We start from the raw sequence: 13,911 nt of genomic DNA, 5'->3' as shown, positions 1-13,911 counted from the left end.
TCAAATAGCGTATCTATACTGTTTCTCCAGCTTAAAAGAGGCGGAACAAAGCATTTTGCGGAGTTAATTTGTTGCTTTTACTCTTTTCCGAGGAAGTGCGCCAACTTTTCTTTGCTAAGGGGTTTGGTCATGTATTCGATAACGGCGGGATAAGAAAAGGCCTTTTGGACATCCTCCTCGTCTTCAGAGGAGCTTAAGATGATGACCCGTGGCTGTATATCCTCCAGCATGCATGCGTCTAACAGCTCCCAGCCGCTCATTTCAGGCATATTAATGTCCAGAAAGAGTAGCGTTTCCTGTAGGTTATCTCGTTCACTCCGCAGATATGCCAAACCTTCTTTGGGGTTTAAAAAGGTGTGAATCGCTGTGGCATCGGGATCCACCAGCTTTAGTATTTGCCGATGGAGCAGGTGCATCATGTTATCGTCATCGATCAAGATATAACGTTTAACCGTCGCCCTCTTCGGAATACCCGTTACATCGCTTGGCGGGTGTGTCGTTTCGGATGCCGGTTGCTTTGTCGTATCCGGTGTCAGCATGGATTTACTGATCGTTATCTTTTTCGTAATTTCCCGAATGGCTTGGTCGAGTTCCATGCTAGCTAAGGTCAACTTATCCAGGGCATGTTCTTCTGTTAATATACTAAAGTCCTTCTGCCGGATGAGTTGGCTCAAGCTCAGGATCTTGGTTAGTGGTGCCCGCATCAGGTGTGATTGGGACCAAGTGATGTTTTTAAGCAGCTTGTTTTGAGCGGTGATGGTTTGGAGGTGCTGCTGCTCTTTCGTAACATCATAAATGGCCAGATGCAGCATTTCTTTTCCATTTACATGAATTAAGCTGCCAGAAAGTTCCACTGCGATGGGTTCTTTGGCAGCATTTTTATGCTGCGAGAACCAGGTTTTGGCCGTTTCACGGCCTATGTCCGCCTTCATTTCTTCTAAGGAGGCTTTTTTATCCCCTGTCAGCTCAGCATAGGTTAGGTTTTGTATAGCACTTGTTTGCGGTCCGTAAAGTTCCTTCGCTTTCTCGTTAATTTCTACGATACGTCCATTTTCTAGTGCAACCAGCAGCATGGGCAGTCCCGCTTTATTAAACACCTGTGCCAAGCGTGTTTCTTTTTCGGCGAGAGCAGCATCGATAGCCCGTCGATCACTAACATCTTTCGAGAATACAGCGATTCCTTCTACTACATCATCTTGAACGATGGGATAGAAGTTTAACTCCAAGTAGCGTACCCGCTTATTTGTTTGTATTTTTTCTTCGGTATAGAAAGGTTTTCCAGTTTCGAATACATGATCATAGGCGATTCGGTAGTAGGCGCGGTCTTTTTCTGGGAGTGCATCTAATAAAGAATCCCCAATAGCGATTTTTTGACCAAAGTCTACTTCCATATCCCACTTGATCACATCATTAAAGAAGATAAAGCGCATGTCGCGATCCACCGCCCAGACCCCTTCCTGCACACTGTTGAGAATGGCATTTTTGTTGGCCTCCTCCCGGATCAATTGGAGTTCTATCCGTTTTCGGTCGGTGATTTCTGTGGTGATGCCCCTGTGCCGATCATGGTCTGGACACCATCGTAAAGGGGGAATTTTATGGATATAAAGTAGCGCGTATCCTTGCTGTTTTCCTGTTCAAGAATTTCCTCCACTTCGAGGGTTTCGGCATGGGTCCGCACCCGTGTGTCGTAGTACATAAATTGCGCTGCGATCTCCTCAGGAAAGAGCTCGGCATCCGTTTTTTGATAAACATCTTGAGGGCTTAGTCCAGTAGTGGCTGTCCATTTCGGGTTGACCTCTTGATACCGCCCCTGGAGGTCCTTAATGTAAACGAGTGATCCACTATTTCGGAAAAGATTTTCTAAGAGTACCCGACTTTTAGCAAGTTCCTCTTCACTATTTACACGGAAGAATAATTGGCCAAGCATTTTCGCTAGGAGGTCGATGAGTTTTTCTTCTTCCTCTGTGATGGAGTGGTAATTTTGGACGAAGTCCAAGCCGATAAACCAAGGCATTTTTTACCATCTTGAATAGGTAGGGCCATGAGGCTTTTTATGCCTTGGGGTTCCAGGAGTTGGTAAAGACGGACATCCTCTTGAATGGCTTCGATACGGGGCACATGCATTTTTTCTCCAGCGAGGTGGGCTGTGGTCCAAGCGTGTAGCTCTTCTAAGGGGTAATTTTGAAGGTGCTCGAGCATCGGCTCCGTGCCTGGTGCACACCATTCATGTGTGTTATGGCAGACGAAAGCGTCCCAATCATAGCTAAAGATATAACTGCGGTCTGCGCCTGTGGCTTCTCCTACGCGTGCCAGCACCTCATTCAGCTGTATGTCTAGGTCTTCTTTGGTAGCACGAATCAGGGAGGTCGAGAGCCTTACCAAGGTGAGCTGCAACTCACTTTGGCGCTGTAGTTTTAGTTTATTTTGCTTTAAATCCGTGTAAGCGGTAAAGGTGCTAAACACCCCAGAGGGGGTAGTGCGAAGCCCTTCGAAAATGGGGGTAGCGCTCACTAAAATCCATACATAGGTCATTTTTTCAGGGTGGAAGACCCCCATTTCCACTTCGGTGACAGCCTCGCCTGTGCGAAGCGCTTGCATGGCGGGGTGCTCCTCTCCAGGGAAAGGACTTCCATCACCGCGGATGGCGTGCCACTCTTCTGAGGTGGAGGTTCTGCCCTGCATTTGCGCGAAGCTCAAACCCAACAGTTTCTCTGCTGCTGGGTTGGCTTTTACAATGAAGCCTTCTTGGTTTTGGTACACGACGCCCTGCTCCATCGTGGAGAAGAGGTAGCTGAATTCTTCTACCGCTTTTTTATTTTCCTGTAGGAGGACGCGGTTCCCGTAAGTGCCTTTTATGATTTTGGCGGCGGCCTGAAAGAGGGTACTGGTTTCGTAGTGGATCAGTTGTTTTTTACGTACGAAATCACAACCCAGTATCCCTGTCATTTTCCGGTTTTCGACGATGGGCACTAGAAAGAGTGCCTGAACTTGCTCTTCCAGAAGAAAGTGCTTAAAGTCAGATTCAGGCATGTCGTTTACATCAGGGATAAATAACTCTTCGCCCCGTTTTAGCCCCGGTAAAAAGTCCCCGAAGAGTTTGAGCGGGATGTCTTGTTCTGTTTGCTGGACGCTAGGAACAGAAGAAATGGTCCACTCGAACAGGTTAGAAATCACTTCTTCGCCCTCTAGGAAGGATACCTGAGAAAGGTAAACGCGGTCCGCCTCGGTAGTATTCCCGAGATCTTGCAGCATGGACTGAATTTGAGCGTTTACGTCCGCTTCATTAAAGTGGATAATTTCGTCAAGTAGGTTAATGATCTTGCTCTGGGTGGCATCTATTCGCTCTATCTGCTGAATATAGGCGGGCAGCGAGGAAAGGGTAACACTATGGCCATAGGTGTATAGCGGTTCTCCCGATAGCGAAAAGCGCGTATGTGCCCGAGAGAAGAGGGAGATTTTAGTGCCGCTGGGAAGGGCGATCGGCTGATAAACGGTGTACCCACTTTCACCTTTTAGATGCTGTATAAACTGTCTGCGGGTTTCCTCACGCGCTTCTTCGGCGACGAGCTCGAAAAACGCTTCGGAAGAAGGGGGGCCATCCGCTTCACTGCGTTCGAAAAGGGATAGCAGCTTTTTCGACCAATAGTTTTTTTTGTTCCTATGGTCTACGATCCAGATGCCACCCCGCACCGTGTTGCTTAGAGAGGAGGTGTAGGATGCAGTAGTCGACGCTGCAATGAAGTTCACAACAAGTGCCTGCATTTGGGTATGTGCTTTCAGTTTTTCCACTGTAAGCGTATCCCAGTCCAAGTCTTGAAAAAAACCTGCGCGCCCTAATTGAATAAAGTGTGTATATAAGGAGTCGGTGTACGACATGTGTAAGAAGGGCTTATATTTGTATGTTAAAGATACGGCTTAATCCCCTGACTCAAAATTTATTTACGGAAATGGTTATTTTTTATAGATGAAAAAACTAAAAACATATCAGATTGATGCTTTTGCCAGTGAGCAGTTTACAGGAAATCCGGCGGCGGTCTGTCTACTGGAAAACTGGCTGCCAGATGCGCAGTTACAGGCGATAGCGGCGGCGAACAACTTATCGGAAACGGCCTTTGTGCTGCCTATAGCACCCGAGGAGGGGCGTTTCGCACTGCGCTGGTTTACGCCTACTGCTGAGGTGAAGCTCTGTGGGCATGCCACCCTTTCTGCTGCGCATGTCTTGTTTATGCACGAACTGCCGCAGCTTCAGCAGGTGGTTTTCCAGACGCGTTTTTCAGGCTTACTCCATGTAACTCGCCAGGGGGATACGTATGTGATGGATTTTCCACTGGATGTGGGTAGCGAAATCTCTATAGACAGCCTTCCAAGAGAATTATTCGTTGGGGCACAGCCTCTTTCCGCATGGAAAGGGCAGGAAGATCTTATCGTACGTCTTCCCGATGCGGAGGCTGTGGCGGATTATCGTCCTCCCATGGAGCTGCTCGCCACGCTGCCCTATCGGGGGCTGATTACCACAGCGGAGGGGCAGGCCTACGGAGTCGATTTCGTCTCTCGGTTCTTCGGGCCTGCTGTGGGAGTGCCAGAGGATCCCGTTACGGGCTCAGCCCATACGAGTCTGGCGGCTTTCTGGGCGCCCATCTTGGGCAAAACCCATATGCAAGCCCGCCAGATTTCTTGGCGTCCGGGGACTTTGGGACTTGCTCTTACCGGTAAGCGCGTGGCACTGTCGGGGAAAGCGCTGACCTTTCTCGTTGGTGAGATTTGGCTGCAGGAAGAAGGGGGTTAAGCCGTTTTCATTGGCCGGTAGGCCAAAAGCTTCCGTGTACAGTCTAATCCGCGTGATGCACGTCGATATCCTCCGTTACTTTCGCGATTAGTTTATTATAAATGTAGGTTACCAGGAGCACCATTAATCCGGCGAGGATGGCCATAAGCACATTAAAGTAGGCGGGGGCCGAGAGGGTCAGGCGCAGAAAGATGGTGGCCAGCGCGAAGGAGGAGTAGCGGAAGAGGTTGTAGTACTTGGTTGTGTACCGTAGTGAAAAGAGGAGGATGAATATGTCGCTGAAAATTAATAGGTTATAAAACAGTTTCATGCTGTAGATGAACTTATGGGTCTGGTAGGCGGTCACGATGTCGTAGATGCCCAAGCCGATAAAGGAGAGTGCCAAGTAGATGGAAAGGAGTTTTTTTACCCGGATAAAGCCTTCTTGCTCCTCCTGATTTCGGGTGATGCGAATGTGCTTTTGGGCTTTATAAAAGAGTCCGGTAATGAGAAAGAGTAGGATGGCTCCGAAGGCATCAGAGACCACGGGTAGCATGTCGATGAGGAATTTAGTGTCCCAGCTGAGTTCGCCCACATAGTGGCCGAATTCCTTAAAGGCATCGCGGAGCAGCAGGAGGGAGATGATTTCGAATTGCTTTCCTACCGCATCGGCTACGGAGTGTGGGATGAGGAAAATGAGGCCAAGTGCTTCGAAGATCAGTAGCACGTTAAAGGCCAGCTCGATAGCGAAGAAGGCGTTATGGGCAGGCAAGTAGGGAATGACCAGGCCCATATTTTCTAATAAGACGATAAGTAACCCCGCGAAAAAGGCGAAGATTACGGTGTTACTGATGAATTTTATCACCCGCGGACCTTCCCAGCGATCGTGTAAGTAGTCGTAGGTGTTTAATTTGAGCTGGACAAGTTGATGTAACATACGGGTACGCGTTAAGTAATGGCAAGGAAGATAAAGAAAACAGAGCGAAATATAGGCTTTTTTCTTTTACAAATACAAGCGAAAATAAAAAACTCTGCGAATTTTCGCAGAGTTTTTTAAGCTTAAAAGCTCAAAAGGAGCTATATGATTTTATTTTCAGGCCGCAATTAGTCTTTTGGGAGGTCTTTTTTCGCCAAGTAGAAATCGACCATCTCATAGTCGCTCGCCTCGCGCTCCTGCATCTCAGCCACTGTTTTCGGTGGAGGAACGATGGCTTTTTCACCCGGAGTCCAGTTAAGGGGTAGGGCACACTTGTGCTTGTCGGCTGTCTGTAGTGCAATTAATACCCGCTTGATTTCGTCCATATTTCTTCCCACATTTAGCGGATAGTACATGATGAGACGGATTTTCGCGTTCGGGTCGATAAAGAACACTGCACGAACAGCCGCTGTCTCACTCTCTCCAGGCTGTAGCATGCCGTAAAGCTTAGAAACGCTCATGTCGATATCCGCGATAATCGGGAATTCGAAGAGCACGCCCGTATTTTTCTTCACGTTATTTACCCATGCGATGTGCGAATGGATGGAGTCGATGCTAAGGCCGATCAGCTTGGTCTGACGTCCGTCAAAGAAGGCTTGCTCCTGTGCAAAGCCGGACATTTCCGTGGTACACACGGGAGTGAAATCCGCGGGGTGGGAAAATAGAACCGTCCAAGAGTCTTTAATGTATTCCGAGAACTTTAATTTTCCGGTAGTTGTCATCGCCTCGAAATCAGGAGCTGTATCTCCGATGCGTGGCATACTAGGGGTGTTTTCAGCTGTAATCATGTTAGTTTATTTAAAGTGTATGTGTTGATTTGTTTAACTTGTTACAAAGGTACCGCATCCGGCAGAAGAGGACGTGACCTATGTCACTATGGAATTTTAAATTCGATAGAAAAAATCTATAGGTGTTAGATCTTGGCTATGTGTACCTGCAGTTCACTTATTTTTTTTAGAAGAGCCTCATTTATACGCTCTAAAGATAAAACGATAGGATTTTTAAAAGGTTTAGTGAAAAATAAAGCCCCAATTCGCTAGGAATTGAGGCTTTACAGGGAGCTGATTTTTGATCTGCTGCTTATGTTTTTTACTCCAGTTCTACCTCGAAGTAGAACTCTTGCCCATTCGGATATACCCCGAGGATAACAATTTCCTCACCTGGGTTTTCTTCGAATACGGCAGCCAAGTCGCTAGCAGAATTTATACGGTAGCGACCACCACTTCCGATCACACTCGTGATGATAAAGCCAGGCTTCGCACCCGCCTTTTTCCACTTGTCGCTCTCGACGCGAAGGATACCTGCACCGCCATTAATGCGTAGTTTCTGGCGAACAGATTCTTTAACATCTTCGAAGGTTACCTCCTCGAAGGTAAGTGTTTCCGGCACCTCGCGTTTGATGATTTTCGTGTCGCCTGCGATATTTTTCAGGGTGGCTTTTGTTTTCTTTTCTTTGCCATCGCGTAGATAGACCACTTCTACCTGATCACCAGGACGTTTTCTAGCTACCATTTCCTGTAGGCGTGCTACGGTATTGGTTTCTACGCCATCTACTGCGATGATAATATCTCCTTCCTGCAGCCCTGCCTCTTCGCCTCCGCTATTCGCATTTACGTCGATGACATAGACCCCTCTGGACACTTTCAGCTTTTTATTTAGGCGCTCTTCTAGCTCAGGGCTGACATCTTGGATTTGGACACCTAGAAGGCCCCTTTGCACCGCACCGAACTTCAGTAAGTCGTCCGCGACTTTCTTCACGATGGAGCTGGGAACCGCGAAGGCATACCCATTAAATGTACCTGTACGGGACGCGATAGCCGTGTTTATGCCGATAAGCTCTCCGGCCAGATTCACGAGTGCGCCCCCAGAATTTCCTGGATTTACCACCGCGTCTGTTTGAAGGAAAGACTCGATTTGCAAATTATTTTCTACACCTCTGAGGATGCCGATATTACGCGCTTTTGCGGAAATAATGCCTGCTGTGACCGTGGAGGTCAGGTCGAAGGGATTGCCTACGGCCAAAACCCATTCTCCTACGCGCGTTCTGTCGGAGTCACCGAAGCGCACGAAGGGCAAGTTATCTGCTTCTACCTTGATCAGCGCTAAGTCAGTGGTGGGGTCTGTTCCGATCACACGAGCGGTGTAGCGGTCGTTATTTTCCAGCGAAATCTCGATTTTCGTAGCGTTTTCGATTACGTGGTTATTTGTAACGATATAGCCATCCGGCGAAATGATCACCCCTGAGCCGGAGCTTCTTCCTTCGCGCTGCTGAGGAGGACCTTGGTCAGGGCGCCGGAAAAAGAATTCTTCGAAGGGATCCGAGCCTCGGCTTCTACCGCTGACGGTAACTGTGCTGCGGACATGCACCACTGCGGGAAGCACCATCTCCGCAGAAGCTACGAAGTTAATGCCCTCAGGTATGGTGAATTTTTCATCAGACAACCAGTTCACGAGGCTTGCGTCCTGCTTATCTGTAAAATTCGTCGCGGTGTTCTGTTTACTCAGGTAGTTTACCCCTGCCACGGCGATGATACCGCCAAAGAGGGAAGCGAGAAATATCCCCAAGAAAAACTGCTTTTTACTCATATTGGACTTATTTTATAGATTGATAGCTGTGAATTTCAGAAATTTCGGTAACAATTATCGTACATTTTTTTCTGCCTCCGCCTGCTTTAACATGCTTTAACGTCGAAAAGTCGGACACTGTCAAAATCTCTTTTATTAAACTGATAAAGCGGCATGCAGTTTCGCTATTTCACTTTTATTCTACAATTTACGTTGTTAGAAGCACTTTAAGTGCTGTCGCCATGCGATTTTCTCGTAAATTTGTTTTATGATGCGGAATACCTATCTCTTCTTTTTACTGCTTGGGCTGACATTTTTTCAGACAGGGGGGCTGTTGTCTGCACAGACCAGCGCCCGCGAGGATTCCATCGCACAGGCGGCCATTCCCTCTCTAGAGTCGGGTTTGCGCAGCATTCAAGAGTACACGATACGAATTAACCGCTTAAATTATACGCTGCGCAAAGAGCTGGACACGCTCTCCGCCTTAGAGGCTGTTCCGGAGCTGGAGGGCCTACTGGCGGTGGTCTCGGCACGCTTAGACTCCGCCTCTGGACGTGTGAATCTTCGGTACTTAGATGCGCTGGGAAATGTCCTAGTTTCGGTACGGAATCAGACTGGAGAGATCGAACGCCTAGTAGCGAATCGTGTGCAGGAGCTGCTGCAAGTTCGGGATGAGCTGGCAGGCATTAAAAAAGACCCCATATTTTCTGTTCGTATCTCTGAAGCGCGTGATGTACCCGAGTTCAAGCGCTCGCTCGATGAACTACGGCGGCGCACCGCGGAGTCAGAGCGGCTCCTTTCCAAGCAGCGGACGCTGGCGGCTAGTCAGCAGGCCCGAATTTCTGCGATCAGCATACAGCTCGAAGAGCTGACCGATCGCATTACGAGCTCACAGCGTCTGATGGAGCGCACCCTACTACGTAAGGAAAGCAGCTACCTCTGGGATGCTAACTTTTTCCCTGATGTCAGTCAGCTGCTGACAGTCCTGCGTGAGTCTGTTTATTTTAATCAATTTATTCTGAAGCGCTTCATACGGGAGCATTCGGGGGGCTTTGTGTTTTTACTGCTCTTTTTCACAGGTTTTTATCTGCTTAATCGCTGGAGTATCCGTAAGATTACCTCTGAAAAGGATTTCGCTCCCCTCATTTTAAAACGGGCAGGATTTCTGGGCAGACATCCGTTTATCGCCAGTCTGCTTATCGTGCTGCCGCTGATGCCGTTTTTTTTCACGAATGCCCCCATCGTTTTTTACTCGGTCAGCCTACTCCTCTCGGCCTCACTAAGTAGCCTACTCGTCAAAGCTGGAAACAGTTGGAAAGCCTTTACTTACTGGCTTGTTTTGCTCGTACTCTTTTTATTTTACACTATCAGTAATCTGTACTGGGAAATCGCTTATCAGGAGCGCTGGCATCTCATCCTGATGGGCATCCTGAGCATTTTTCTCGGCATTAAAATCCTTCAATACACGAAAACCTACCCTGGACGCCTTCCGGAGAAGATACCCTATTTGGTGTATAGTTTCATCGCCTTGCATGGCTTGGCGCTGCTCGCGCAAATTTTAGGGCGTTTTAGTCTCGGTAAATTACTGGGAGTAGCCGCCAGCATGAGCTTTATGCAAGCGGTATGTTTGTATATTTTCGTGCAGCTGATCATGGACATCGTCTATGTGCAGCTGGAGCTGGGGAAGAAAAATCAAAAGGATTTTACATCTTTTCTAGACTTTCACGGCATTCAGAAGCGGCTTAAAGCCATTTTCGCGGTAGTGGCGGGTCTCATCTGGTTTGGTTACTTCTTGGAGTATATCGCCCTGCGTGAGCTGATTCTTTCACAGGCTAGGGATTTCTTAGAAACTCCGCGTGAAATCCTTAAAGTGACCTTTACTTTTGGTAGTATTTTCCTGTTTGTATTGGTCAGTTACCTTTCCGTGTTTTTAGCGAATAATATCGCCTATTTCGCTACCATCAAAGACCAGCAGCAGGCAGATAAACGGGAAAAGCGCTTAGGATCCTCGATCTTGCTTATCCGATTAGCGGTGCTAACCGTGGGCTTTTTTATCGCGATTATCGTCTCCGGTATTTCTTTAGATAAAGCCGCTATTGTGTTGGGGGCGCTTTCCGTGGGTATCGGTTTTGGTCTCCAAACGATTGTAAATAACTTGGCCTCTGGTATCATACTTGCCTTCGAGCGCCCCATCCAAATCGGCGATACGATCGAAGTGGGGGGACGCATCGGTACGGTGAAGGAAGTCGGTGTGCGCTCCTCTAAGCTGCAGGGCTATGATGGCTCAGAGGTTATTATTCCAAATGGCGACATGCTCTCGCAGCATTTGATCAACTGGACCTTATCGGATAAAAAACGTCGTGTGGAGCTGTTTATAGGTGTAGCTTATGGCAGCGATATGGACCTGGTCACACGACTTATCAGTGAGCAGCTTAAAATGGAGGGCATTTTAAAGGAACCAGCGCCAAAGGTCTTTATGCAAACTTTTGCCAACAGTGCGGTAGAGTTTCGTGTACTTTTTTGGGTGGAGCATATCGATGTGTGGGTAGAGCGCCGCGATCAGGTCATGCGCGCGATTTTCCGTTCCTTTAAGGAGCACGACATCGAAATTCCATTTCCGCAGCAGGATATCTACATCAAAAAATTCCCTGGATTACTGCGGGAAGAAATTTCAAAAGCCCCTCAACTTCCCGGGGATCCGGAAAAGGAGAAGGGCTCTTAAATCTTATTTAGCATTTCAAGCAGTTTACTGACGCTGGCGCATCACCTCATAGATGACTACCCCAGCGGAAACAGAGACATTTAAGCTTTCGATCTGACCTTTCATCGGGATGCTGACTTTGCCATCGGCCAAGCTGAAGAGCTCGGAGCTAATCCCGTCCTCTTCAGAGCCTAAAATAAGCGCCGTGGGTACCGTGAAGTCCGTTGCGTACATGGGTGCGTCTGCCTTTTCGCTGACGCAAATGAGCTGCAAGCCACTTTTTTGTAACTCTTTTACAGCGAAGAACAGGTTCTTTGCCCGGGCTACGGGCAAGTGATGCAGCGCACCAGCAGAGGTCTTCACGGCATCCGAATTAATCTGGGCACTGCCCTTTTCTGGGATGAGTATGGCATGCACGCCAGCACATTCTGCTGTACGCGCGATAGCTCCGAAGTTCCGGACGTCTGTGATTCGATCGAGGACTAAAATGAGTGGCGCTTCACCCTTCGCATAGCAGCTGTCGATCACATGATCTAGAGAAGCGTAGGCGATGGCGGAGAGATGGGCCACTACGCCCTGGTGGTTTTTTCGTGTGATCCGGTTCAGCTTTGCCTCCGCACCCGAACCACGGGAACCTGCGCAGCCTTCGCATCTCGAATAAGCGTTTTGATCAGGTCGTTATTTAATTCCTTATCGATAAGGATTTTATCCACTTCGCGGTCGGACTGCAGGGCTTCGATGACTGCGCGTGTACCAAAAATAAAATCTTTCTCCTGCGGGCCTTTTTCGATTAAAAAGCCATCTTTCCGCTTCTCCATAGTGTGATGCTGTTAAACCATTCGGGCTGAAGTGCCCGGGATCGGTTAAGTACGTAATGATTCGGGGTTAATATATTTTTTACCCGCGCAAAGGTAAAGCTTATTTTTGAATTACTATTGACCGAGCCATAGGACCACACCTCTGCATTTTCGTAGAAGAGCACTTCGTTCGGTGGCCCCATCACGATGTAGACCATGCCGCGGTCGGTTTTCCAGCCTTCTTTAAAGTCGGTGAAGAGGATGTTCGCAAACTCCACCTGTCTAAAATATTCGGCGATGATTTTTTTCGCCTCTTCGGCATCGCGTGTGAGGTTAAACCAGTACTGGTCCAGGGCTTTTTTCTTGTCTTCAGCTTTTAGCAGGGCTTCGTGTTCGCGGCGGGTGCTGATATAGACGACCATTTCCACCATTTCCTCCCAGGTGGCCACACGCGGGAAGCTTCGTTTACGGTTTTCACCAGAAGCCCTTTGGTATCGTTCGTGTCGCGCTGCACGAAATAATACCCTTCCTCCTCGAAGGCACGGGTGGTGTTAATCAGAAACTCAGACTCGAGGCGCACTTCGATTTCTCGGGGTACCGGAGCCGGTTTGACCTCCATCGGCGGGAAGGGAGACTGAAACTCCTGAGGGTAAAAGAAGGGATAAAGTTCGAAGACAGAGCGTCCCCCTTTAAACAACAGGGCCTCGCCAGCCTTTAGGTATCCCTGATCGAAAGGAATATCGTTTCCGAAGTAGGCACCGAAGCTCGGGTGACCAAAAACATTCGGGCTTTTCAGGTCCATGTGGTAGAAATATTCATCCCCCTGTCGGTTATCCACGATCTTAAGCAGGGCACCTGCGTCATGGCGCCTTCCTCTAAGGTCACCTCCTCTTCGAAATAAAAATGATCACGTGTGTCTCGCTTCATCTGTTCAGGCCTCAGGGGGCGCAGCATATCATCGGTGTAGGGTACGTCGTAACCATTAATCACCCCATAAGAAAGGGTATAGTTCGATAAAGACGCGTTTTCCTCCAGCTTCTCGATGGGCATCTGAAGTAGCATGCGATTTTCCTCCAGACTGATGGGAATGATTTTCGGCGAGATACGGGAGTAGCGCGAGTAACGTAGCGCCTGGTTGGTTTCTCGGAGCGTTTGCTGGGCGATGACCGGCCAGGTGAGTAGCGCACATAGCAGCCCGAGGAGTCCTTTTCGGCAGGCGACACGTGCTAACATGGAAGTAGTTTTCATGAAGAACAAAAATTTGCCTAATTTTGCCTCAATATAAGCAATATTTTTCATGCGTACATACACGACAGAAATAGCATCCGATAAGTTAATCAGCGATAACCCGATTCACCAGCGCCTGCTCAGCGCCTATGTGCTGGCGCAGCCTTTTCTAAAAGGCAAGCTGCTGGAGGTGGGCTGCGGGGAAGGTAGGGGCGTGGAATGGCTCGCGCCAAAGGTCAGTGCCTACACGGGAATCGATAAGATCGGGCCTGTCGTGGATCAGCTGAAAGCGAGTTTTCCCCAGCATCATTTTCAGCAGGCACATATTCCACCACTGCCTTTTGATACGGCTTCCTTTGATACGGTAGTGTCCTTTCAGGTAATCGAACACATTTCTCTAGACAAGCTGTTTTTAGAAGAGATTTACAGGGTCCTCAAGCCGGGTGGCAAGGCCATCATCAGCACGCCGAATATCCGGCATACGCTATCCCGTAACCCCTGGCACGTGCGGGAATACACTCCCAAAGAGCTAGAGCGCCTCTGCCGCGCGGTTTTTCCGAAGGTGCAGGCCTTAGGTGTGGGAGGAAATGAAAAAGTCTGGGCCTACCATGAGGAGAACCGTAAGTCTGTGCAGCGCATCATGCGTTTTGATATTTTCAACCTGCAGTACCGGCTGCCCGCAGACTGGCTGAAGGTGCCCTACGAGTATTTAAATCGGCGTAACCGCAGCAAGCTGCAAAAGCGCGTGGCGCATGCTGTGGAGCTCAGCTATCAGGATTTTCATCTGGTCGAAAGCCCGGATCAGGGCCTTGATTTATATTACATCCTTGAAAAGTAAAGCCTAATCAGCATAAAAAAATCCCCTGATGGTAGCGTCAGG

Annotated in this window: 12 protein-coding genes and 1 pseudogene; 3 read left to right on the top strand and 10 right to left on the bottom strand. The window is 48.6% G+C overall.

Annotated elements, in window-relative coordinates:
* Positions 1–77: 77 nt before the first annotated feature.
* The 3 genes from A3SI_RS15720 to A3SI_RS15710 are packed head-to-tail and all read right to left on the bottom strand — an operon-like array spanning position 78 to position 3,876.
* Positions 78–1,505, bottom strand: coding sequence for a response regulator (locus A3SI_RS15720; RefSeq protein ID WP_009057440.1), 1,428 nt, complete (start codon positions 1,503–1,505; stop codon positions 78–80).
* An 8-nt stretch (positions 1,506–1,513) separates the two neighbouring features.
* The gene (locus A3SI_RS15715; RefSeq protein WP_083836561.1) at positions 1,514–2,014 is read right to left on the bottom strand and encodes a PAS domain-containing protein; all 501 of its coding nucleotides are present in this window, start codon (positions 2,012–2,014) and stop codon (positions 1,514–1,516) included.
* The gene (locus A3SI_RS15710; RefSeq protein WP_009057436.1) at positions 1,933–3,876 is read right to left on the bottom strand and encodes a GAF domain-containing protein; all 1,944 of its coding nucleotides are present in this window, start codon (positions 3,874–3,876) and stop codon (positions 1,933–1,935) included. The genes A3SI_RS15715 and A3SI_RS15710 overlap by 82 nt, the downstream gene beginning before the upstream one ends.
* An 88-nt stretch (positions 3,877–3,964) precedes the next feature.
* Between A3SI_RS15710 and A3SI_RS15705 the strand changes: the two genes are divergently transcribed.
* Positions 3,965–4,786, top strand: coding sequence for a PhzF family phenazine biosynthesis protein (locus A3SI_RS15705; protein WP_009057434.1), 822 nt, complete (start codon positions 3,965–3,967; stop codon positions 4,784–4,786).
* A 43-nt stretch (positions 4,787–4,829) separates the two neighbouring features.
* Here A3SI_RS15705 and A3SI_RS15700 read toward each other — a convergent pair whose 3' ends face one another.
* The 3 genes from A3SI_RS15700 to A3SI_RS15690 all read right to left on the bottom strand — a co-directional run bounded on the left by A3SI_RS15700 (position 4,830) and on the right by A3SI_RS15690 (position 8,327).
* Positions 4,830–5,702, bottom strand: a complete 873-nt coding sequence (locus tag A3SI_RS15700) for a hypothetical protein (RefSeq protein ID WP_040671178.1) — start codon at positions 5,700–5,702, stop codon at positions 4,830–4,832.
* Between the two features lie 167 nt (positions 5,703–5,869).
* Entirely contained in the window at positions 5,870–6,529 is a 660-nt protein-coding gene (locus A3SI_RS15695; RefSeq protein WP_040671176.1) for a peroxiredoxin, read from the bottom strand.
* A 301-nt stretch (positions 6,530–6,830) separates the two neighbouring features.
* Positions 6,831–8,327: a Do family serine endopeptidase gene (locus A3SI_RS15690; protein ID WP_009057431.1), complete on the bottom strand. Its 1,497-nt coding sequence runs from the start codon at positions 8,325–8,327 to the stop codon at positions 6,831–6,833.
* A 247-nt stretch (positions 8,328–8,574) separates the two neighbouring features.
* Here A3SI_RS15690 and A3SI_RS15685 point away from each other — a divergent pair, with 247 nt between their 5' ends.
* Positions 8,575–11,028, top strand: coding sequence for a mechanosensitive ion channel family protein (locus tag A3SI_RS15685; protein ID WP_009057429.1), 2,454 nt, complete (start codon positions 8,575–8,577; stop codon positions 11,026–11,028).
* 24 nt (positions 11,029–11,052) lie between these two features.
* Here A3SI_RS15685 and rlmB read toward each other — a convergent pair.
* The 4 genes and pseudogenes from rlmB to A3SI_RS21290 form a co-directional block, all read right to left on the bottom strand.
* Positions 11,053–11,825, bottom strand: a pseudogene (rlmB, locus tag A3SI_RS15680) (23S rRNA (guanosine(2251)-2'-O)-methyltransferase RlmB).
* Complete coding sequence (locus tag A3SI_RS21300) at positions 11,798–12,253, bottom strand: GWxTD domain-containing protein (RefSeq protein ID WP_238531820.1); 456 nt, start codon at positions 12,251–12,253, stop codon at positions 11,798–11,800. The pseudogene rlmB and the gene A3SI_RS21300 overlap by 28 nt, the downstream one beginning before the upstream one ends.
* On the bottom strand, positions 12,181–12,642 hold the full coding sequence (locus tag A3SI_RS21295; RefSeq protein WP_238531819.1) for a hypothetical protein: 462 nt from the start codon (positions 12,640–12,642) through the stop codon (positions 12,181–12,183). Before A3SI_RS21295 ends, A3SI_RS21300 begins: the two co-directional genes overlap by 73 nt.
* Positions 12,597–13,037, bottom strand: a complete 441-nt coding sequence (locus tag A3SI_RS21290) for a hypothetical protein (RefSeq protein WP_238531818.1) — start codon at positions 13,035–13,037, stop codon at positions 12,597–12,599. Before A3SI_RS21290 ends, A3SI_RS21295 begins: the two co-directional genes overlap by 46 nt.
* 64 nt (positions 13,038–13,101) lie before the next feature.
* Between A3SI_RS21290 and A3SI_RS15670 the strand changes: the two genes are divergently transcribed.
* A complete protein-coding gene (locus A3SI_RS15670) occupies positions 13,102–13,869 on the top strand; it encodes a class I SAM-dependent methyltransferase (RefSeq protein ID WP_009057426.1) in 768 nt (255 codons plus the stop codon).
* Positions 13,870–13,911 lie beyond the last annotated feature (42 nt).

The organism is Nitritalea halalkaliphila LW7 (assembly GCF_000265075.1).
GTDB classification, from domain to species: Bacteria; Bacteroidota; Bacteroidia; order Cytophagales; family Cyclobacteriaceae; genus Nitritalea; species Nitritalea halalkaliphila.
Note: the sequence above shows the minus strand (reverse complement) of the source record. Positions and strands in the feature narration are given on the sequence as shown.